20 protein-coding genes are annotated in these 21,342 nt (G+C 45.3%); 18 read left to right on the top strand and 2 right to left on the bottom strand.

What is annotated here, in order from left to right:
• Position 1 precedes the first annotated feature (1 nt).
• The 14 genes from remA to spoVM all read left to right on the top strand — a co-directional run bounded on the left by remA (position 2) and on the right by spoVM (position 14,186).
• A complete protein-coding gene (gene remA, locus ACN6KS_RS12070) occupies positions 2-262 on the top strand; it encodes an extracellular matrix/biofilm regulator RemA (RefSeq protein WP_006209218.1) in 261 nt (86 codons plus the stop codon).
• Between the two features lie 19 nt (positions 263-281).
• Entirely contained in the window at positions 282-851 is a 570-nt protein-coding gene (gene gmk, locus ACN6KS_RS12075; protein ID WP_094868539.1) for a guanylate kinase, read from the top strand.
• 52 nt (positions 852-903) lie between these two features.
• Entirely contained in the window at positions 904-1,104 is a 201-nt protein-coding gene (gene rpoZ, locus ACN6KS_RS12080; RefSeq protein ID WP_094868540.1) for a DNA-directed RNA polymerase subunit omega, read from the top strand.
• Between the two features lie 235 nt (positions 1,105-1,339).
• Positions 1,340-2,575 (top strand): bifunctional phosphopantothenoylcysteine decarboxylase/phosphopantothenate--cysteine ligase CoaBC, encoded by a 1,236-nt coding sequence (gene coaBC, locus ACN6KS_RS12085; protein WP_440962089.1) that lies wholly within the window; start codon positions 1,340-1,342, stop codon positions 2,573-2,575.
• Positions 2,575-5,106, top strand: coding sequence for a primosomal protein N' (gene priA / locus ACN6KS_RS12090; protein WP_440962090.1), 2,532 nt, complete (start codon positions 2,575-2,577; stop codon positions 5,104-5,106). Before coaBC ends, priA begins: the two co-directional genes overlap by 1 nt.
• Before the next feature lie 84 nt (positions 5,107-5,190).
• On the top strand, positions 5,191-5,676 hold the full coding sequence (def, locus tag ACN6KS_RS12095) for a peptide deformylase (protein WP_094868543.1): 486 nt from the start codon (positions 5,191-5,193) through the stop codon (positions 5,674-5,676).
• Between the two features lie 4 nt (positions 5,677-5,680).
• Positions 5,681-6,616 (top strand): methionyl-tRNA formyltransferase, encoded by a 936-nt coding sequence (gene fmt / locus ACN6KS_RS12100; RefSeq protein ID WP_440962091.1) that lies wholly within the window; start codon positions 5,681-5,683, stop codon positions 6,614-6,616.
• Positions 6,613-8,013, top strand: coding sequence for a 16S rRNA (cytosine(967)-C(5))-methyltransferase RsmB (rsmB, locus tag ACN6KS_RS12105; protein WP_094868545.1), 1,401 nt, complete (start codon positions 6,613-6,615; stop codon positions 8,011-8,013). Before fmt ends, rsmB begins: the two co-directional genes overlap by 4 nt.
• A 151-nt stretch (positions 8,014-8,164) precedes the next feature.
• Positions 8,165-9,205 (top strand): 23S rRNA (adenine(2503)-C(2))-methyltransferase RlmN, encoded by a 1,041-nt coding sequence (rlmN, locus tag ACN6KS_RS12110; protein WP_042187390.1) that lies wholly within the window; start codon positions 8,165-8,167, stop codon positions 9,203-9,205.
• A gap of 6 nt (positions 9,206-9,211) precedes the next feature.
• Entirely contained in the window at positions 9,212-9,985 is a 774-nt protein-coding gene (locus ACN6KS_RS12115) for a Stp1/IreP family PP2C-type Ser/Thr phosphatase (protein WP_094868546.1), read from the top strand.
• Entirely contained in the window at positions 9,985-12,252 is a 2,268-nt protein-coding gene (pknB, locus tag ACN6KS_RS12120) for a Stk1 family PASTA domain-containing Ser/Thr kinase (protein WP_094875655.1), read from the top strand. Before ACN6KS_RS12115 ends, pknB begins: the two co-directional genes overlap by 1 nt.
• Positions 12,253-12,353: 101 nt before the next feature.
• Positions 12,354-13,259: a ribosome small subunit-dependent GTPase A gene (rsgA, locus tag ACN6KS_RS12125; RefSeq protein ID WP_094868548.1), complete on the top strand. Its 906-nt coding sequence runs from the start codon at positions 12,354-12,356 to the stop codon at positions 13,257-13,259.
• A 3-nt stretch (positions 13,260-13,262) separates the two neighbouring features.
• A complete protein-coding gene (gene rpe / locus ACN6KS_RS12130; protein ID WP_094868549.1) occupies positions 13,263-13,928 on the top strand; it encodes a ribulose-phosphate 3-epimerase in 666 nt (221 codons plus the stop codon).
• Between the two features lie 177 nt (positions 13,929-14,105).
• Positions 14,106-14,186, top strand: coding sequence for a stage V sporulation protein SpoVM (gene spoVM, locus ACN6KS_RS12135; protein ID WP_020431362.1), 81 nt, complete (start codon positions 14,106-14,108; stop codon positions 14,184-14,186).
• Positions 14,187-14,294: 108 nt separating this feature from the next.
• Here spoVM and rpmB read toward each other — a convergent pair whose 3' ends face one another.
• Entirely contained in the window at positions 14,295-14,483 is a 189-nt protein-coding gene (rpmB, locus tag ACN6KS_RS12140; RefSeq protein WP_042187400.1) for a 50S ribosomal protein L28, read from the bottom strand.
• 191 nt (positions 14,484-14,674) lie between these two features.
• On the opposite strand from rpmB, the gene ACN6KS_RS12145 reads away from it, so the two are divergent.
• The 4 genes from ACN6KS_RS12145 to ACN6KS_RS12160 all read left to right on the top strand — a co-directional run bounded on the left by ACN6KS_RS12145 (position 14,675) and on the right by ACN6KS_RS12160 (position 19,822).
• On the top strand, positions 14,675-16,459 hold the full coding sequence (locus tag ACN6KS_RS12145) for a DAK2 domain-containing protein (RefSeq protein WP_440962092.1): 1,785 nt from the start codon (positions 14,675-14,677) through the stop codon (positions 16,457-16,459).
• Between the two features lie 84 nt (positions 16,460-16,543).
• The gene (locus tag ACN6KS_RS12150; RefSeq protein ID WP_094868551.1) at positions 16,544-17,407 is read left to right on the top strand and encodes a DegV family protein; all 864 of its coding nucleotides are present in this window, start codon (positions 16,544-16,546) and stop codon (positions 17,405-17,407) included.
• 9 nt (positions 17,408-17,416) lie between these two features.
• Complete coding sequence (gene recG, locus ACN6KS_RS12155; RefSeq protein ID WP_440962093.1) at positions 17,417-19,468, top strand: ATP-dependent DNA helicase RecG; 2,052 nt, start codon at positions 17,417-17,419, stop codon at positions 19,466-19,468.
• A 66-nt stretch (positions 19,469-19,534) separates the two neighbouring features.
• A complete protein-coding gene (locus tag ACN6KS_RS12160; protein ID WP_042187408.1) occupies positions 19,535-19,822 on the top strand; it encodes a stage VI sporulation protein F in 288 nt (95 codons plus the stop codon).
• Positions 19,823-20,030: 208 nt separating this feature from the next.
• Here the strand turns inward: ACN6KS_RS12160 and ACN6KS_RS12165 are convergent, their stop codons facing one another.
• Entirely contained in the window at positions 20,031-20,891 is an 861-nt protein-coding gene (locus tag ACN6KS_RS12165) for a YitT family protein (RefSeq protein WP_440962094.1), read from the bottom strand.
• Positions 20,892-21,342: the final 451 nt, after the last annotated feature.

Raw genomic sequence — 21,342 nt, forward strand, 5'->3', positions numbered from 1 at the left:
CATGGCAATCAAACTTATTAACATTGGCTTTGGGAATATTGTGTCCGCCAACCGCATTATTTCCATCGTCAGTCCGGAATCTGCACCAATCAAACGTATTATCCAGGAGGCTCGAGATCGGCATATGCTGATCGACGCCACCTATGGCCGACGGACTCGTGCCGTAATCATTACAGATAGTGATCATGTCATTCTGTCGGCTGTACAGCCGGAGACTGTGGCACATCGCTTATCCAGTAAAGATGACGACAACGACGAATAACAACTAAATGGAGTGTATTATGTCAAAAGGATTGCTCATCATATTATCCGGACCTTCCGGCGTGGGTAAAGGTACTGTATGTACTGCACTACGACCGAAGATGCCCGGGCTTGTCTACTCAGTTTCTGCTACTACCCGCAGTCCGCGTGCGGGTGAAGAAGACGGTGTGAATTATTTTTTCAAAAGTAAAGAGCAGTTTGCGGCAATGATAGAAGCTGACCAACTGCTTGAATATGCGGAGTACGTAGGTAATTTTTACGGTACTCCACGTGATTTTGTAGAGAGAACTCTCAATAGCGGCAAAGATATTATTCTCGAAATTGAGGTTCAGGGAGCTCTCAAAGTCAAAGAAAAATTCCCTGAAGGTATTTTTGTGTTCCTTCTTCCACCTTCTATGGATGAGTTGAAGGATCGCATACGCGGACGGGGTACGGAACATCCAGATGTAATCGATCACCGCATGACTGTAGCGGAGGATGAGATTAATCTAATGCAGCATTACGACTATGCTGTTGTGAATGATGAGATTGATCTGGCCTGTAAGAGAATAGAAAGCATTATTATCGCCGAACATTGTAAAGTTAGGTAATGTATGCTGAAGGCCAAATTGTATTACCAGTAAACTATGAAGAGGTGTCCCTGTGCTATATCCATCCATTGATGAAATGATGACCAAGGTTGACAGTAAGTATTCACTCGTTGTAGCGGCAGCACGTCGTGCTAGACAATTGCGTGAAGGTGGCAAGACAGATGTGAAGAACCCTAAATCGCATAAATTTGTCGGTGTTGCTCTTGAAGAAATTTACGAAGATCGCATTACTCTAACCCGCGGTGAAGAGTAGTCTCAAGCCTATTTAAATAAGACCCTTTGTAGAAACGGATACCGCCTATTTGTAATTAGGCGATGCCGTTTCTTCTTGGGTTATGGAGCATTTATGGGTCTTTAATGAATGATGATAGCCCAAGACCGGGCTGTTTCTGACAACCGGAAGGTTGTTATTTTTTTCTCAAAATATAAAATATAAGTAGTAAAGAAATAGATCATTCGTTGTAAGAGTAGGGAACAGGGGGGAGATCATGTTGAAGAGCTTGAAGGGGAAGACTATTTTACTTGGGATTACAGGAGGAATTGCTGCTTACAAAGCAGCGGCCCTGACCAGTAAGCTTGTCCAAAAAGGAGCTGAAGTTCATGTCATTATGACAGCTTCGGCAAAGCAGTTCATTACAGAATTAACTCTACAGTCACTGTCGAAGCAACGAGTATACAGCGATACATTCCAGGAACGGGATCCATCCTCTATCTCACATATTGATTTGGCTGATTCAGCCGATCTTGTAATAGTAGCACCTGCAACTGCGAATATTATTGCTAAAATGGCGCATGGCATTGCGGATGATATGTTATCCACTACGTTACTCGCTACTACTGCACCTATAATGGTGGCACCGGCTATGAATGTCCATATGTATCAGCATCCCGCTGTACTAAGCAATTTGGATACCCTTGCTAAACGAGGAATTCAGTTTATTGAGCCAGGGGAAGGTTTGCTGGCATGTGGTTACGTGGGTAAAGGTCGTTTAGAGGAGCCGGAGACGATTGTAAGTCATGTTGAGGAGTTTTTTGCGCTGCAAGAAAGTGTGAAGTCTAAACCGCTTAAGGGTAAAAAGATCGTCATCACAGCAGGAGGTACAGTAGAACGGATTGATCCGGTACGCTATATCTCCAATGATTCCTCCGGTAAAATGGGTTTTGCTTTGGCGCGTGCTGCACGTGCTATGGGTGCTGAGGTTACTTTAATTGCTGCTCGAACAGATGAAGAACCTCCTCAAGACCCGGATCTTTCCGTTATTCGTGTTCAATCCGCACAAGAGATGTATGATGCGGTTACTGCGCTGTGGGACAACTGCGACATTTTGATCAAGGCGGCGGCTGTATCAGATTATCGACCTAAGCATAGTGAAACATCCAAAATTAAAAAAAATGGAGATACGCTAACTCTTGAGCTTATAAAAACAACAGATATCTTGGAAACGTTAGGTAAGAGCAAGGATAAGCAGTTCTTGATCGGCTTTGCTGCGGAGACAGGAAATACAGAATTTTATGCAAAGGACAAGCTGGTCCGTAAAAACTGCGATCTCATTGTTGCGAACAATGTAGCGGCTGCAGGAGCCGGATTCGGATCGGATACGAATATTGTATCGATATACGATGTAGATGGATTGGTGCTCGAATTGCCACAATTGTCCAAGGATGAGGTTGCTCGTCGTTTGCTGACACTCGTGGCAGAACGAATTACTGGAGCTTCATTATAATGGATATTGCCAAGGTCATTGTGGATGTGCCTGTACGCAGCACTGACCGGCCATTTGATTATAGTATTCCTGAATCACTAAAGTTATGGATTGAAGTGGGCAGCCGGGTAGCGGTCCCGTTCGGACACCGCACAGTGCAAGGTTTTGTCGTTTCACTGGAGTCAGGAGAAACACTAGTGAATCCGGGTCTTAAGCCTATTCAAGAAGTGCTGGATTTGCTTCCGCCTTTATCTCCTGAATTAGTTGAGCTAGCAGACTGGATGAGTAAAAGATATGCATGCAGACGAATATCAGCCCTGCAGGCGATGCTGCCTACCGCTCTAAAGGGGAAGGCAGAACGACTGATCTCGCTGGGAGATGTGGAGGAAGAGACAGCCTTTCCGGCTGATGAATTATTCCCTATGTTTGCCGATACAGGGAATGAGGAACGACTAATTACTGAATTTATTGGACGTAATGGCGAAGTATCCATGAAGCAGCTTACCCGTGCATTTCCAGAGGCTGCGGAGACGGTGAAGTTCATGCTAAGGCGTGGAGTGCTTGTAGAGAGCCAATCGATCAAAGATAAGATGGGCAAGAAGAAACTGAAAGCGGTAGATCTTGCAATAGGAATTACGGCTGCTCGTGAAGCGTTGAACAAATTCCCGAAAAAATCGGCGCGACAGAAGGAAGTACTAAGCTTTCTGATCGAAAGGGAAGCCACACTCCCCATGGCGCTTAAGGAAGTCTTATCAGCGCTTCAAGTCACGGCAAGTACCGTGAAGGGGTTAGAGGAAAAAGGCTTTATCGAAATCAGTGAAATTGAAGTCTATCGCGACCCTTATCAAGGACGTGATTTTAAGCCTACTACGCCTCTGCCACTTACAGCAGAGCAAGAGGTTGTATACAATCGTATTTCACGAACGCTAGAAGAACAGATGCATGAAGTATTTCTGTTACATGGCGTTACAGGGAGCGGTAAAACTGAGATCTATTTGCAATGTATCAAACGTTGTATGAATCAGGGGAGACAGGCCGTCGTTCTCGTCCCGGAAATCGCATTAACACCACAGATGGTGGAGCGTTTTAAAGGGCGGTTCGGGAGTGGTGTGGCGGTAATGCATAGCCGATTATCTGTCGGTGAGCGTTATGATGAGTGGCGGAAAATCCGTGAAGGAAAAGCTACGGTTGCCGTTGGCGCCCGGTCGGCGGTGTTTGCACCGTTCTCTAATCTAGGTTTGATTATTATGGATGAGGAGCATGAGACCTCCTATAAGCAGGAAGAAAATCCGAAATATCATGCTCGTGACGCTGCGATTCGCAGAGCCGAACAGTGTGGGGCAGCCGTGATTTTAGGTTCCGCCACGCCTTCGTTAGAAAGCTATCATGCTGCTAGAGCGCAGAGTGATATTCATTTTTCACCAGTACTTCTTGAGATGCCTACTCGAGCGCTTGGCAACGAGCTGCCCAAGGTAAATGTTGTGGATATGCGGGAAGAGCTCAAAGAAGGGAACCGCTCCATGTTCAGTCGGAAGCTTCATTCTGCATTGGCTGAAAGGCTGGAACGTGGAGAACAGACAGTGTTATTGCTTAACCGTAGAGGTTTCTCAACGTTTGTCATGTGCCGGAGTTGTGGTTATGTAGCAGGCTGCCCAGAGTGTGATATTTCGTTGACGTACCACAGCCGTAGTGACAATTTGCGTTGTCATTATTGTGGTCATGCAGAGCCAGCACCGAAACTTTGTCCAGAGTGTGGAAGTGAGCATATCCGCTTCTTCGGAACGGGGACGCAGCGAGTGGAAGAAGAGCTTGGTAAGTTGTTCCCGGGAATACGGGTGATTCGTATGGATGTGGATACAACGACTGAAAAAGGTTCGCATGAGAAGCTGCTGAATCAATTCAGAGACAAAAAAGCGGATGTTCTGCTGGGCACTCAGATGGTAGCGAAGGGGTTGGATTTTCCTGACGTAACTCTAGTAGGCGTAATTACAGCAGACTCCGCGTTGAACTTGCCCGATTTTCGAGCAGCGGAGAAGACATTCCAATTGCTTACACAAGTTGCGGGAAGAGCGGGTCGGCATCAGCTACCGGGTGAGGTAGTTGTTCAGTCTTATACACCGGAGCATTATTCTATTATTCATGCTAGCGGGCATGACTATCTCTCTTTTGTAAGGGAAGAGTTGAAGCATCGCAGAGGGCTACATTATCCGCCTTATTGCAGACTAATACTCGTTACATTATCTCATGAGCAGTTACCGCTACTCCTCCGGATGGCAGAGAATTACGCTATGAATCTGCAGGGGAAGGCTAGAAATCTAAGATGGTATGGGAGTCTAGATAAGCTAACTAAGGATGTACTAGATCTGTTAGGTCCTGTAGCTTCTCCAATCCCTCGCTTAAAGGGTAGATATAGATTCCAATGTATGATAAAATGGCGCGGCGCCATCGATGTGATAGGGCTTGTTCGGCAAGTGGCTGAGGAGTTGGAGGATTCTGTACGGGATACAGGACTCCAGATCAGCATTGATGTTGATCCGCAAATGTTGATGTAAATCGTTATCATGTTACAATGTAAAAAAAGAGCTAGATCAATAAACTCTAAATATAGAGATGTACAGAACGGGAAGGTGTTTGTAATGGCGATTCGTATGATCGTTAAGGAACCGGATGAAGTGTTGCACAAAATAGCAAAAGAAGTAACTGTAGTTACACCTAATGTGAAGAAATTGTTAGATGATATGGCTGATACGATGTATGACGCTGAAGGTGTAGGGCTGGCGGCTCCGCAAGTTGGTATTTTGAAGCGCCTAATTGTGGTGGATGCAGATGAAGAGCACGGGCTGATCAAAATGATTAATCCGGAAATCATCGGTACAGAAGGCGAACAGCTTGGACCTGAAGGATGTCTTAGTATTCCTGGATTGAATGGTGATGTACGCCGTGCAGAGACAGTTACCGTACGTGGTCTTAACCGTGAGGGAAAAGAAATTACCATTACCGGCAGTGGTTTACTTGCTCGGGCTTTTCAACATGAGATTGACCATCTGAACGGAGTATTGTTTACGGATATCGCAGAAAAAGTATATGAGATGACAGCTGAACTGAGCGAGACTGAGGAGTGAGAATATGAAGATTGTATTCATGGGAACCCCAGCCTTTGCGGTGCCAAGCTTGCAAATGCTGATGGATGAGGGCTATGAAGTTGTAGCCGTCGTCACCCAACCAGATCGACCGCAAGGACGTAAAAAGATATTGGCTCCTTCACCAGTTAAGGAAGCCGCATTATCTCTCGGTTTACCTGTGCTCCAGCCTGAACGGATGCGCAAGCCTGAGGCTGTCGCAGAGCTAGCTGCATATGAGCCTGATTTAATTGTGACCGCTGCATATGGTCAGATTTTGCCGAAAGCTGTATTGGATTTGCCGCGTAATGGTTGTGTGAATGTTCATGGTTCACTGCTTCCTAAATACCGGGGTGGCGCACCGATTCAACGCAGCATCATTAACGGTGAGAAAGTTACCGGTGTTACCTTGATGTATATGGCTGAAGGACTTGACACTGGAGATATGATCTCGCGCGTCGAGGTGGCTATCGAGGATGAGGATACTTCCGGCACGATGTTCGAGAAGCTTAGCCTTGCTGGACGTAATCTCTTGAAGTCTGAAATGCCGCGATTAGTAAACGGCCTTGTTCACGCGACTCCGCAAGACGACAGTCAAGCGACCTTTGCTCCTAACCTGAATCGTGAGGATGAGCGTTTGGATTGGAACGCTGGCTCACGTGATAACTATAATCGAATTCGTGGATTAGTACCTTTTTCCGGTGCGTTTACGCTTTGGAATGGAGAGACCTTCAAAGTATGGGCTTCAAAAATTCGTGCTGAGCAGAAATCAACGGATACTGTGCCAGGAACGGTACTTTCGGTCTCTGAGCAGGGTGTCGAGGTTAAGACTGGAGACGGAAGTCTGCTGCTAACTACGGTTCAACCTGCTGGTAAAAAAGCGATGAGCGCTGCGGACTTTAGCCGTGGCGGTGTCATGAAACCAGGGACGGTGCTAGGTTGAGCGCGGGTGGTAATAAGGGCGGCACGGGAAATAAAGGTAAAGCTGTTACAGCTTCTGCCCGCGATATCGCTCTCGATATCCTGGTTAAGGTCGAACAGCAAGGGGCTTACAGTAACTTATTGCTGAACAGCAGTCTGCAGAAGTCTGCACTCAGCAGGGAAGATGCTGGATTAGTTACAGAGCTTGTCTATGGTACCATCTCTCGGATGAATACACTTGATTATGTGCTCGAGGAATTTGTTAGCAAAGGGACCGCTAAATTGCAGCCCTGGGTGCGTAACTTACTGCGTCTAAGTTTATATCAAATTATGTACCTGGATCGCATACCCTCTCATGCAGCTGTAAACGAGGCTGTTAATATAGCTAAGAAAAAGGGCCATCAAGGAATTTCGGGTATGGTTAATGGCGTGCTTCGTAGTGTGCTGCGCGCTGGAGATCTGCCGGTAATACCTGATGGATTGAGTCCTGCGAAGCGGATATCTATTCAGTATTCCCATCCTATATGGTTAGTGAAGCGCTGGATTACCGAGTATGGTGTTGACGCTGCGGAAGCTATTTGCGCTGCTAACAATGAGCCACCCGCTGTCAGTGTACGCGTAAATACTACGATGATCAGCCGTGAAGCGCTGTTGAGTCAGATGATTGAACAAGGTCTGCAAGCTTCTGCTTCTGATGTCAGTCCTTATGGTATTGTTGTAAAAGGCGGCGGGAATCTTGCTCTTTCATCCTGGTATCGGGATGGATATTTATCTATTCAGGATGAGAGCTCCATGCTTGTAGCTGAAGCTGTTGCACCTGAGCCTGGAATGAGAGTGCTTGATTGCTGCGCCGCGCCTGGGGGCAAAACGGCCCATATGGGCGAGCTGATGAAAGATGAAGGATCTGTTCTCGCTAACGATTTGCATCCGCATAAAGCTAAGCTTATCTCGGATCAAGCTGCACGGTTAGGTCTCGAAAGCGTAGTAACAGGCAGTGCAGATGCACTGGAGCTGGAGCATACACTTGAGCATTATTCCTTCGACAGAATTCTATTGGATGCGCCTTGCTCTGGGCTTGGCGTCATCCGCCGTAAGCCAGATCTCAAATGGCGTAAGCAGCCTGAGGATGTTGTCAGTGTAGCGTCACTGCAGGGTCAATTACTGCAATCAGTCTCTAAACTGTTGAAACCAGGTGGTGTTCTGGTTTATAGTACCTGTACGACTGAACAAGCGGAAAATAGTGAAGTAGTAGCTTCCTTTTTGAAACAAAATCCTGAGTTCACTTCTATAACATTTGCTTCCCCGTTGTGGGACAGATTGGAAGGTACTGCGCTGGCTGAAGGTGAGGGAATTCAGATATTACCGCACCATTATGGCAGTGACGGGTTCTATATCTCCAAGCTTCAAAGAGTCTTGTAATATAGCAGATCTACTGACAATTGTTGTATCTTCCGCCCGCCGGGCTAACGTACGGCGGGCTATTTCTTTTACCGTCTCTGAAATTTGTGTTAAAATAGGAAGAATGAGAAATAATACGCATATCCTTATGAAAGAACAGGTGCTAATAATAATGAAACCTTTAATATATGATTTTTCTTTAGAAGAGTTACAGCAGTGGGCGAAAGATAACGGTGAGCCTGCTTTTCGTGGTGGACAGATTTTTGATTGGTTGTATGTAAAACGTGTAAGTGACTTCGAATCCATGAGCAATTTGTCTAAAGGACTTCGTCAGAAGCTGAACGAGCAATTCTCCATTGCAGCACTTACTGAGATTACTAAAATGGAATCCAAAGATGGAACAGTAAAATTTCTGTTTGGATTGCATGATGATCATGCGATCGAGACAGTTATCATGAAACATAATTATGGAAATAGCGTTTGTGTAACTACTCAAGTAGGCTGCCGAATCGGCTGTACTTTCTGCGCCTCCACGCTTGGTGGATTAAAACGTGATTTGACCGCAGGTGAAATTGTAGCACAGGTTGTACGCTCTCAACAGATCTTGGATGAGCGGGGTGAACGTGTCAGCAGTATTGTTATCATGGGTACTGGTGAGCCGTTTGAGAACTATGATGCAACTATGAGATTCTTACGTCTTATGATTCATGAGAAAGGTCTAAATATCGGACAACGGCATATTACTGTTTCCACTAGCGGGATTGTGCCGAGCATTTATAAATTTGCAGAAGAAGATACACAAATAAATTTAGCGATTTCGATTCATGCACCTAACGACAAACTGCGTTCGAAGCTAATGCCAGTTAACCGCCGCTTTCCGTTTGATGATGTGATTGAATCTTTACGTTATTATCAAGCTAAGACGGGTCGACGGGTCAGCTTTGAGTATGCACTCATCGGCGGGGTGAATGATCAGCCGGAGCATGCTGAGGAATTAGCAGGCGTGCTTAAGAACATGCTGTGCCACGTCAATTTAATTCCAGTAAACCACGTGCCAGAGCGGAAATATGTACGTACTTCACGCAATGATATCTTTGAGTTTCAACGTATTTTGGCTGACAACGGCGTGAATGTTACCATTCGCCGTGAGCAAGGCCATGATATCGCGGCCGCATGCGGACAGCTGCGTGCCAAACATATGGAGTTGGGGTGAGGATATTTGATCAGAACAGTTCATGCCAGCGATATTGGCCGAGTGCGCTCTGTCAATGAGGATTCGGTCTGGATCGGCGCGACGCGCCACGGTTATACACTCGGCATAATTGCCGATGGGATGGGTGGACATCAGGCTGGTGAAACCGCGAGCAGGCTTGCTTTGGAGACGATGAGGAATACCCTGGACGGGCTCCTTCCTGAGCTTCAGGACGAAGCACTGCGTGATGCGTTATCAGCTGCTATTTTGGAAGCTAACAGCACTGTCTTCAAGGAGGCTTCCAGCGACGATAAGTACCACAATATGGGTACTACAGTCGTTGCTGCCCTGATGAATGGTTCAAACGGATATATTGGCCATATCGGAGACAGCAGAGCCTATTTAATAAAGGACAGTGCAGCAGTTCAATTAACCGAAGATCACACGCTAGTCAATGAGCTGTTCAAGAACGGTCAGATCAGTGTGGAGGAATTAGATAATCATCCTAGACGGAATGTGCTGACGAGAGCACTCGGAACAGATGCTGAGGTGCTGGTTGATTTAGCCCCTGTTACCCTGCTACCTGGGGAACTTTTGCTTCTGTGCAGTGATGGTTTAAGTAATTTTGTTAACAATGAGCATTTGGGCAAGGTAGCGGGAATACATGAGATACCGTTAGAGGAAAGAGCGGACCGCTTACTTCAGTTGGCACTGCTTGCTGGCGGCGGCGATAATATTAGCGTCGCTTTGTTAGAACATCATGGAGAGGCCGCTGTGCCCGAAACAAAGGAGTGGGATTGATGATCGGTCACGAACTGGGCGGCCGTTACCAAGTCATCGAACGAATCGGCGGAGGTGGAATGGCGCTCGTCTATAGAGCACATGACATTCTTTTAAACCGAAACGTCGCCATAAAAGTATTGCGTAATCAATTTGTTCATGACGAGGAATTTATCCGCCGTTTTAGGCGTGAGGCGCAATCAGCTGCATCTTTGTCTCATCCGAATGTGGTTAGTATTTACGATGTAGGGCAAGAAGACGAAATTCATTATATTGTTATGGAATATATTGAAGGCAAGAATCTTAATGAAATTATAAAAGAACGAGCGCCATTACAGGTTGACGAGTCCGTAAGGATCGCTTCACAAATCTGTGATGCACTTGATCACGCTCATCAGAATCAAATTATTCATCGGGATATTAAACCACATAATATATTGATCGGGCGCAATGGCCGGGTGAAGGTGACGGATTTCGGTATTGCTCGTGCGGTAACATCTACTACCATTACTCAGACAGGCTCTGTAGTAGGTTCCGTTCATTATTTCTCACCAGAGCATGCTAAAGGTGTCTCAACAGGAGAGAAATCCGACCTGTATTCATTAGGGATTGTACTCTATCAAATGCTTACCGGAAGTCTTCCATTCTTAGGGGAGAGTCCGATTAGCGTAGCTCTAAAACATCTGCAAGAAGAGTTTGAAGAACCAAGGCTCTTGAACCCACTTATTCCGCAAAGCGTTGAGAATGTAATTCTAAGATCGATGCGTAAAAATCCGGAAGAGCGCTATCAGTCTGCAAAGCAAATGCTGCAGGATTTAGAAACCTGCTTGCTGCCTGAGCGGCGTAGTGAAGCAAAAGTTCTTTTTAACGATGAGGAAGACGAGGATCGAACGCGGGTAATACCAGCGATTAAACCGATCCAAAGAAGTAATGGCAATCGTAATCATCGCCACGACCGGATGGATACTGATGAAGACGACGATGACGATCCGGTACCTGTGAAAAAAGGTAAAAAACAATGGACTAAGCCTGCGATATGGATTGGTCTAACTTTAGTGTTATTGCTGGCCATGGCCAGTCTCGTGTGGTACGTTAAATCCCAATTAGTTGTTCCGGAGGTATCGGTGCCATACGTGGTCGGTAAACAGCTGGAACAAGCCAAGACTGAACTAGAGGATTTGGGACTTGAGGTTGCTGATCCTATACTGTATGACTACAGTCCGAATTTCGAAGAGAATGTGGTTATGAAGCAAAGTAGGGAAAAGGACGCCAAAGTGAAAAAGGGAGCCTCCCTAATTCTAACTGTGAATACGGCAAAACCATTAACTAAGATGCCAGATGTTACAAATTTAAGCTTTGATGAAGCAGTTAAAGCGCTGATGGCAAAGGGTGTACCCCAGAATCAAATTAAGAATGATCCTCTCTTCGATGAAAATACGGCGGTGGGTAAGGTTATAAAATCAGATCCGGCCTTTGAAAGCGAGTTTGATCCTGAGACGGTTTCAGTCACCCTCTACGTTAGCAAAGGGGAAGAAAGTGTCACGATGCCAGACCTCATCGGTAAGACGGAGAGTGAAGCTAAGGCGCTTTTGGAACAATACAAGCTGGTGCTAGGAGATGTAAAGGAAGAATCCAGCTTCACAGTTGATGAAGGTAAGGTAACGAAAACTTGGGCTTTTGAGAAAGGTACCTCTGTTCCACCTGGAACAGCGATTACGATTTACTTAAGTACAGGTTATCCACCTGAAGCCCTGAATTATACCTTTAATGTACCAGTAGCTCCTGCACAGGATGGAAAGAAGAGCAAGATTCGAATTGAGTTCGTTGATGCGCGCAATAATGGTGAGAAACAAGATTGGGGAACGCGTACCATTGGAAAGAGCCAAGTGCTGTCCGTTAATCTAGTGCTTGCTCCGAATAAAGATGGCTCTGTTATTGTTACCCGAGATGGTGTGCTGTTAGACACTTATGTGATCCCATATATTGATGCGAAGAATGGAACGGTGCAAGAACCTGAACCACCGACGGTTCCGACTCCGCAGCCGACTCAGACACCGACAGATCCTACACCTACTGCTGAACCGACCATTGAACCTGAGATTCTGCCTCCAAGTTCAGACAACGATGGGTCTACTAATACTGGATCAGTCAATCAGACGGGATTCCTTACTAACAATTCGGTGAATAATGAATCGAGCAATAGTGGTAACAACAAGAACAGTAATAAAAATGATGACAAGCATAATAATAAAAACAAAGACAAATCTAAAGATAAAAGCGATAACTAATCAGGGTAGAAGTACATGAATAGTTGTGGCAGCGAAGTGACCCGGGGGATTTTCAAACTTGGGTCATTTTCGCAAAATCAGGAGAGGAAGGCTCACTATGTATGCCTGAAGGAATAATAGTAAAGGCGTTAAGCGGATATTATTACGTAAAACCGCTTCGTGAAGGATTAATTGCAACAGAGGAAGATTCAGTTCAATGCAGAGGCCGAGGCATACTTAAGAAAAAGGGGATCGCTCCTCTTGTAGGAGACCGTGTGATGTATATGCTGACTGAGCATGGTGAAGGGATGGTGGATGAGCTTCTCCCTAGAGAATCTGAGTTAATTCGTCCACCTGTAGCGAATGTAAGCCTTGCCGTTCTACTATTTTCTGTGCGGGAACCTGATATGAACCTGAATCTATTGGACAAGTTCCTGGTTCATATTGAACACTCGGGACTGGAACCCTTAATAGTTCTGACCAAACAGGATTTGGCTAATGATAATGGTGAAGCCACTAAGTATGTTAAAGAGCTCTATGAAGATATTGGTTATGAAGTGATGGTTACAAGCTCAATTACAGGAGCTGGCAGTGATGAACTAAGAGAGCGGCTTACGGGTGGCATCAGTGTATTTGCCGGACAATCTGGGGTAGGAAAGTCGACCTTATTGAATCGTATTGTGCCAGGACTTAAACTGGAGACAGGTGAGATCAGCTTACGTCTGGGCCGTGGTCGTCATACTACTCGCCATGTAGAATTGATGGATATTGGCGGGGGGGGATTTGTAGCGGATACCCCTGGTTTTAGTCAGCTTGATTTTCTTGAGCTTGGGGTTGAAGAGCTCTCTACTTGTTTCCGTGAATTTGCAAACTATGCTGGGGATTGTAAATTCCGTGGTTGTAGTCATCAGCATGAACCAGGCTGCCGAGTTATCGAGGCATGGAAGGCCGGAACTATTGCTGATAGCCGGTATGAACATTACAAATTATTTTTTAATGAAATGAAAGATAAAAAGCGGAGGTACTAAGTTATGATACGAATAGCACCATCTATATTGTCTGCCGATTTCGCGAGTTTAGGTTCAGAAGTTGCAGAAGCTGAGGTCAGTGGTGGAGATTGGATCCATGTGGATGTAATGGACGGGCATTTTGTGCCGAATATAACGCTTGGTCCACCAATCGTAAAAGCAGTCTCGTTACATACCAAACTTCCACTAGACGTTCACTTAATGATTGAGTCTCCAGAACGTTATATTTCTGATTTTGCTGCTGCAGGCGCTAGTGTGATTACTGTTCACGCTGAGGCTTGCGTTCATTTACACCGTGTGGTGCATCAGATCAAGGAATTGGGTCTTAAGGCAGGAGTAGCTATTAATCCGGGCACTCCGGCATCAGCGGTGCGTGAGGTGCTTGAGGATGTGGATATGGTTCTCGTGATGACTGTTAATCCTGGCTTTGGAGGTCAAGCATTCATTCCTAACACTTTGCGTAAAATTACTCAAATTAGAGAATGGGCGAATGAAGTTAATCCCGATTTACTTATTGAAGTCGATGGTGGTGTTTCGGAAGCCACAGCGCCATTGGTTGTTAGTGCAGGGGCAGATGTTTTGGTTGCAGGAAATGCAGTTTTTGGCCGGAGTGACCGTGCTGCAGCGATCCTTGAGATTCGAGAAGCAGCGGAAGCGGCACTTCGTTAAAAAAATAGGCTATTACGACTAAAGGTATAGGCCAAGTCCTTGATGCATAAATATGGTTACATGAGCAGAAATCTCATGTAGCCTTTTTTTGTTTTGGCAGGGAGGACTGCAGTACGTTACCGTTAGAACAAGAAGAAAGTCTCCTGCGTACGGCATGAATTGATGGGAGGGTAAACCATGAAATTTTACACGTTTAAGCTGCCAAGGTTTTTGGGAGGTTTTGTTAAAGCAATTTTAAACACATTTCAGAAGAGTTGATCTTGGGCTTGAAACAGAAAAGAAAACATGAAAAAAAGCACCTTACAAATGTAAAGGGTGCTTTTTGCTTCATATGAGTGATCGCTCGGTCTTTAAAATTGCAAAAGACTAAACGCGTTCAACTTTACCGGCTTTCAAAGCACGGGTGCTGACGTACACGCGTTTTGGTTTACCGTTCACGAGGATACGGACCTTCTGAACGTTAACTCCCCAAGTACGACGGTTGCGGTTATTTGCGTGAGACACGTTGTTACCGCTGCTCGGTTTCTTGCCTGTTACTGCACATTTGCGGGACATAGATTACACCTCCTTATTCCTAACACCTGCATAAAACAATACTTATCTATAATATCACAGCAAATTTTGCTACGTCAACCGATTCAAAAACATTTATTTCTTTTAATACTTATAGTACAATGTAAATTAGTGCATTATGTCCTGTTAATCATAGAATGATTAGGCATGAAGTTAGGAAGGGGAATTCTCAATTGAGTAAGCGTTCTATAAACGGAACAGATTTTACCGCTATGGTATTGGCTGGAGCGGATAAGCTGCAACAGCATGCAGAACACGTCAATTCCCTAAATGTTTTTCCGGTTCCAGACGGAGATACCGGAACGAACATGAATTTGACGATGACCGCAGGTGCGAATGAATTGAAGAAAAATAATACAACGTCTGTTGGTCAATGTGCAGGTGTACTCTCCAAGGGCTTATTAATGGGCGCGCGAGGGAACTCCGGTGTTATTTTGTCTCAGTTGTTCAGAGGTTTTAGCAGATCTGCAGCCCAACATGATGAGCTGAACACACAGCAATTCGCTGCTGCTCTGCAAAGCGGAGTGGACGCAGCTTATAAAGCAGTTGTTAAGCCTGTGGAGGGAACTATTCTTACAGTGGCTAAAGAGGCTGCAAGACATGCTGTCTACTATGCTCGCCGAACTACAGATGTTACAGAGCTCATGACAGAGGTATTGGCCAAAGCAAAAGAAGCCTTAGCCTATACACCCGAGCAATTGCCTGTTTTGAAGCAAGTCGGAGTCGTAGATTCTGGCGGCCAAGGTCTGGTCTATATTTATGAAGGGTTTCACCAGCATCTGACGAGTGGAAGCTCCGGAGTGTCTGGACCTGTAAAAGGACAACCTCAGGCACCAATCGTGCCAGCATCTGTACCGGTGTTAAAGAAACCTGAAAGCGAACTGTCTTCTGTACAGTCTTCTGCACAATCACAGCTTTCTACAGAAGACATAGAATTTCTATATGATATGGAGTTCTTCATTAATCGCCAGTTAGGCGGTAACGTGAGAACGGATTTTGATGAGGAAGCCTTTAGGAAAGCGTTGTCAGTAAATGGAGATTCCATTATTGTAATTTCGGATGATGAAACCATTAAAGTACATGTGCATTCCAAGGCTCCAGGTGAAGTTTTGAATCTGGCACTCCTCTATGGGGAAATTACGCAGATTCATATTCTCAATATGCGTGAGCAACACCGTGACTTGCTAACAGCAGGGATGGATATTGCACCTATGCCAGATGTTTTCGCTGATATGCCGGATGAACAGAGCCGGGTACAATCAGCTCCAGCCGAACCACCAGCAGATGATTTGGCACCTTACGGATTCATCGCAGTATCATCAGGGGCTGGGATTGCAGATATATTCAAAAGTCTCGGTGTGGATGTTGTCCTAGCTGGAGGTCAGACTATGAACCCTAGTACAGAGGATTTCGTGAACGCGATTTCTTCTATATCTGCGAAGCATGTATATATTCTGCCGAATAACTCCAATATTGTTCTTGCCGCTCAGCAAGCTAAAGATCTCTTGGAGGGCGAACGTGAGATTACGGTTATTCCAAGTAAAAGCATTCCTCAAGGAATCGCTGCAGCCTTTGCGTTCCAAGAAGAGGATTCCGTGGAAATTAATTCTGGGAACATGCTAGAAGCAATCTCACAGGTCAAGTCAGGACAAGTAACAAATGCTGTCCGTGATACAAGCTTTGATGATCTGGAGATTAAATCCGGGCAATTTATCGGAATTTCAAATTCCAAAATTGTCGCTGCCGCAGATGATCTGTTAGCTGCAAGTCAGGCCCTGCTGTCCAACATGCTTGAGAATGGCGATGAAATCGTTACGATCCTTATTGGAGCAGAAACTGATTCTGAGGTCACAGATTCCTTAAGAGATTGGCTGGAAGAGACTTACCCGAATGTGGAAGTAGAGATTCATGAGGGTGGCCAACCCCTTTATTATTATCTTTTCTCCGTAGAGCCATAGATAGATGCTGAGGGTTCTATAACAGTTCAGAAGCAACTTGCTAATTACGTAGTTGGCAAAATTATAGTATGGGGGAGATAATCCATGAATCGTACCATTATCGTCACCGACAGCACATCTGATATCCCGCCAGCAATGGCGGAAACGTATGGCATTGAGGTCGTCCCTTTGACCTTGATGTTCGGCGAAGAGGCTTTCCGGGACAATCTGGATATGACGCCGGAGCAGTTCTATGAGCGACTTCCCCGCTCGTCACAGTTGCCGACTACTTCTCAACCTTCACCGGTTGAATACATGAATGTGTATCGAGATATTCTGGAACGTTCCCCGGGAAGTCCTATCCTTTCGTTTCATATTTCTTCTGGACTAAGCGGTACGTATCAATCAGCACTATTAGCTAAATCGATGTTGGAGGAAGAGGGAGAAGGGATCACTGTAGTAGATTCTCTCTCCGCTTCTTACGGTTTTGGATTTATGGTGGTGGAAGCCGCCAGGTTGGCTGCTGAAGATAAGAGTCCCGAAGCGATTCTTGAAGCTGTAGAAAGTCTGCGCCAATCTCGTAAGCTTTACTTCTTGGTAGATACACTTGAATATTTACAAAAAGGCGGGAGAATCGGAAAGGCCTCGGCCATTCTGGGAACGCTTCTTAATATTAAGCCGATCCTTTCTATTGATGCAGAAGGAATAATATATGCGGTCGAGAAAGTTAGAGGCCGTAAGAAGGCTATTGCCCGTATGATTGAATTATTTAAGAAGGATATTCAAGGTGTAGACAAAATCAATGTGGCCGTGGGTCATACGGCTGAACCGTCTTCTGGTGAAGAGTTCCTGAAAGAGCTGTCAGGACATTTTACACTGGAAGAGAAAGTGCTGACGAACGTCGGCCCTGTCGTGGGCAGTCATGTCGGAAACGGTACATTAGCTGTATTCATTTGGCCTGCAAAATGAGGGATCAATATGACACTGTCATTAAATCAAATTGAAGTAAAAAACATAACTGGCGTGAGTGCTCAAAAGCAAAGCGAGCTTCACGCCTTTGGCGTCTTTACAGTAAAGGATTTGTTAGAATATTATCCGTTTCGTTATGAGGATTATCGCCCGCGCTCGCTGAGTGAAACCAAACATGGGGATAAAGTGACTACAGAGGCTAAAGTGATCGGTATCCCTGTGCTGCAGCGTTTTGGAGGTAAATCACGACTTAGTTGTAAAATGGTTGCTGAGCCATGGATGTTCACAGCTACATGGTTTAATCGTCATTATGTGCGTGAGCAGCTTACTGTGGGAAGAGAAATTGTACTCACAGGTAAATGGGATCAGAAGCGAAATCAAATTACAGTGACGGATTTTGAATTTCCCGATCGTGGGGAAGGGAAGACAGGGACACTACAGCCAGTCTATTCCGTCGGTGGAAAGATCACGCAGTCGTGGATCAGGAAAAGTATTAATCAGGCGCTTCAACAGTATGGAGATCTAATTCCCGAGATATTGCCACATTCTATTATGCGCCAATATGATTTTATGCCCCGCAAACGGGCGATTGCTACCATTCATAGGCCAGAGGATACGCGTGAAGGGCAGCAGGGACGCCGCAGGATGGTGTATGAGGAGTTGTTTCTGTTCCAACTGAAGATGCAGGCATTCCGGGTGCTCAATCGCGGTAGGATGGATGGTGTAGTTCATACTGTGGATAACGCAACCGTTCGTCAGTTTGTTCGCAGCTTGCCTTTTGAGCTTACAGATGCTCAGAAACGAGTGGAACTGGAGATTTTACATGACCTGCGATCGCCCTATTGTATGAATCGGCTGCTTCAAGGTGATGTCGGTTCCGGCAAAACGGTACTAGCTGCCGTCGCGCTTTTTGCTACCGTGCGATCTGGTTTTCAGGGTGCGCTTATGGTGCCCACTGAGATTTTAGCAGAGCAGCATATGCGTTCACTTACGAAGATGTTTGAGCCGTTTGGAATTACGGTTGGTCTGTTGACAGGGAGTGTAACTGGACGGAAACGTAAAGAATTGTTAGCTTCACTACAAATGGGGATGCTCGATATTGTTGTAGGGACGCATGCATTGATTCAGGAGGATGTATTTTTCCGTGATCTGGGTCTTGTAGTTACGGACGAGCAGCATCGGTTTGGTGTAAACCAGAGAGGTGTATTGCGGCGCAAAGGATATAATCCGGATGTACTAACAATGACTGCAACGCCAATTCCTCGAACACTCGCGATCTCTGTTTTTGGAGACATGGATGTATCCACTTTATCGGAAAGACCGAAAGGCCGAGTGCCTATAACCAGTTATTGGGTCAAGCATGATCTCATGGATCGTGTCCTGAATCTGATTAAGCGTGAAATAGAGCTGGGACGTCAGGCTTATCTGATCTGTCCGCTCATTGAAGAATCGGAGAAATTGGATGTGCAGAATGCTATAGATTTACATATTCAGATGAGCCAAGCTTTTCCTAACTATAAAGTTGGGCTTTTGCACGGGAAAATGTCTCCTGCTGAAAAAGATGAAGTGATGCGAGCATTCTATAACAATGAATTGCAACTCCTAGTGTCCACAACGGTTGTAGAGGTGGGTGTAGACGTTCCTAATGCCACCTTAATGATTATTATGGATGCAGACAGGTTCGGACTATCTCAGCTACACCAGCTGCGTGGGCGGGTTGGTAGAGGGGAGCATGCCTCTTATTGTGTACTAGTGGCTGATCCAAAATCTGAAATCGGGCGTGAACGAATGACTGCCATGACGGACACCGATGATGGATTTGAGATTTCTCGGAGAGATTTGGAGCTGCGTGGTCCAGGTGATTTTTTTGGAACCAAGCAGAGTGGGTTACCGGAGTTTCGCTTGGCGGATATGACGGCTGACTTTGAAGTGCTGGAGCAGGCGCGTGATGATGTGGCAGAGCTGCTCAAGGATGAGAAGTTCTGGACATCTCCTGAATATGCACCTCTTCGGCATTATTTACAAGGCGAGCAAATTTTCCAAGGGGAATTAATTGACTAAGTAGGCACATCCAGCTCCTAAGCCTCATATACTGTGAAAGATTGGATATGACGGGAGGTGCTACACTTGGGTTATCAACAATTCGGAATTAGCCCTCAGCTCGTGGAACGCATCAAGCTGAAGATGAAAAACGCGACTGTCAAAGATCGTATTAAAAATATGATTAACGGCGTCTCGAAACAAGAATTACAGGACACTGCGGTTGTTCGCAGGCTGGTACGGAATGCGTCAGGTGTACTGAACGAGAAATTGACCTCGACGCAGGAAGACCAAATTGTGAAATTTATTATCGCTCAGAAAATTGATCCGAACAACACCTTCCACTTGATCCGTTTATGGGGAATGTTCCGTTAGGAAAGTGTGCTAGCTCAAAAAAATAGAAGCTGTCTCCAAAGTAGTGAATTGGGACAGCTTCTATTTTTGATTTATGCAAATCTGCAGGAATTCTTGCCTCAGAAGAAGCTTACGAGCGATAATTGAGGATATTCCTGTACTTTTGCAGAAATTCTCTTTTCTAGTGAAAGAAATGGGTAAATAAGAGGGGTCATCACTTGATTGTCAGTTATGATGGCAGGTTACTCAATCTTTGATCACTGGCAGCTGATTTGAGCACAATTTGGCTGTTGGGATCACAATCAAGGACGATGGTCCGCAGTTGATGTTCCTCCATTTTGTTGATGAGACAAAACAATGTGCTAAGCTCTCCGTTTTGCCCTGAGCCTTCAGCAAGGCCGACTTCTCGATGTAGTGAGTTTTCGAGCGCTTCCTGGACATCCTTACAACGATTGCTGGTAATCCATGCAGCGCGTGAATCGGACAAGCCTCGGAGTGAGAATCTCACACCTTCGAAGGCCAATAAGTAAGCAATAATGGAGTACATGGCTTGCTCCCAGCCAAATAGTGTGCCTGCTATAAGTAAAATAGCACAGTTCAGAATCATGATGACGACTTCGGTTGACTTTGGCGGTCCACCACTCAGAAGTGAATATCCTTGATCACTTGCATGTTTGTTCACACCACCGAATCGGACAGATATACCGATACCAAGTCCTAAACAGATGCCACCTGCCATAGCAGCAGGTAAAGGATCACTAATCACTGCAGGAAAACGGTGTAGAGCAAGAGAAGCGATGGTCAAGCAAGTCAATCCTAGAACGGTATACAGAGCAAAGCGAAGATTCACTTGCTTTCGAGACATGAATATAAAAGGCAAATTGAATAGGAAAAGGAACAATCCCAGCCGCATTTCAGTGGTATGAGCGAATAATGCCGATAAACCTGTGATTCCACCAACTACAAGCCCATGTGGTATGAGAAATAACTCTAATCCTACTGCGGCAAGTAGTGCTCCTGCAATAACGGTTAGAACTCGGAATACTAAATTTTTACGTAGTTGTTTATGTTGTGTTGTCTTAGTCTGCAATGTTTTTCCTCCTTTAGCAGGGGAAACAACTTTATTCATTTTCGTTACCTACATTTAGGTGTCTTATAATCATTTCACTTTCTTCGAATATTTATCAATGGAAGTTCTAAATGCCTTTCAGCTAACATTCATTTAAGGCAGAGATGAACTTCGCATGGCGTATTGATATTAGAAAGTGAGAAGTGAATTTTAGCAGGTACAGCCGCAGTCGAAGCAAAAATTTATAGATCACAGGACGGAATACTAAAGAAAGTGCAGGGAGTATTGCAGCTACTGCAATAGATTTAGTTCCCCACTGTTCAGTTATTTTGATGGCTCCTATTTGAGGAGTTATTTGGGGTGCCGTCCTTACGGGAGGTATAAACTTTCGCTCGTAGCGTTCAATTTCGGTTGTCGTTGATTCTTGCTCCGTAGTGAGTAATCCTCCAGACCAAACCGGCGGAAAAGAAAA

The sequence above is a fragment of the Paenibacillus nitricinens genome, assembly GCF_052056485.1.
GTDB lineage: Bacteria > Bacillota > Bacilli > Paenibacillales > Paenibacillaceae > Paenibacillus_AQ > Paenibacillus_AQ nitricinens.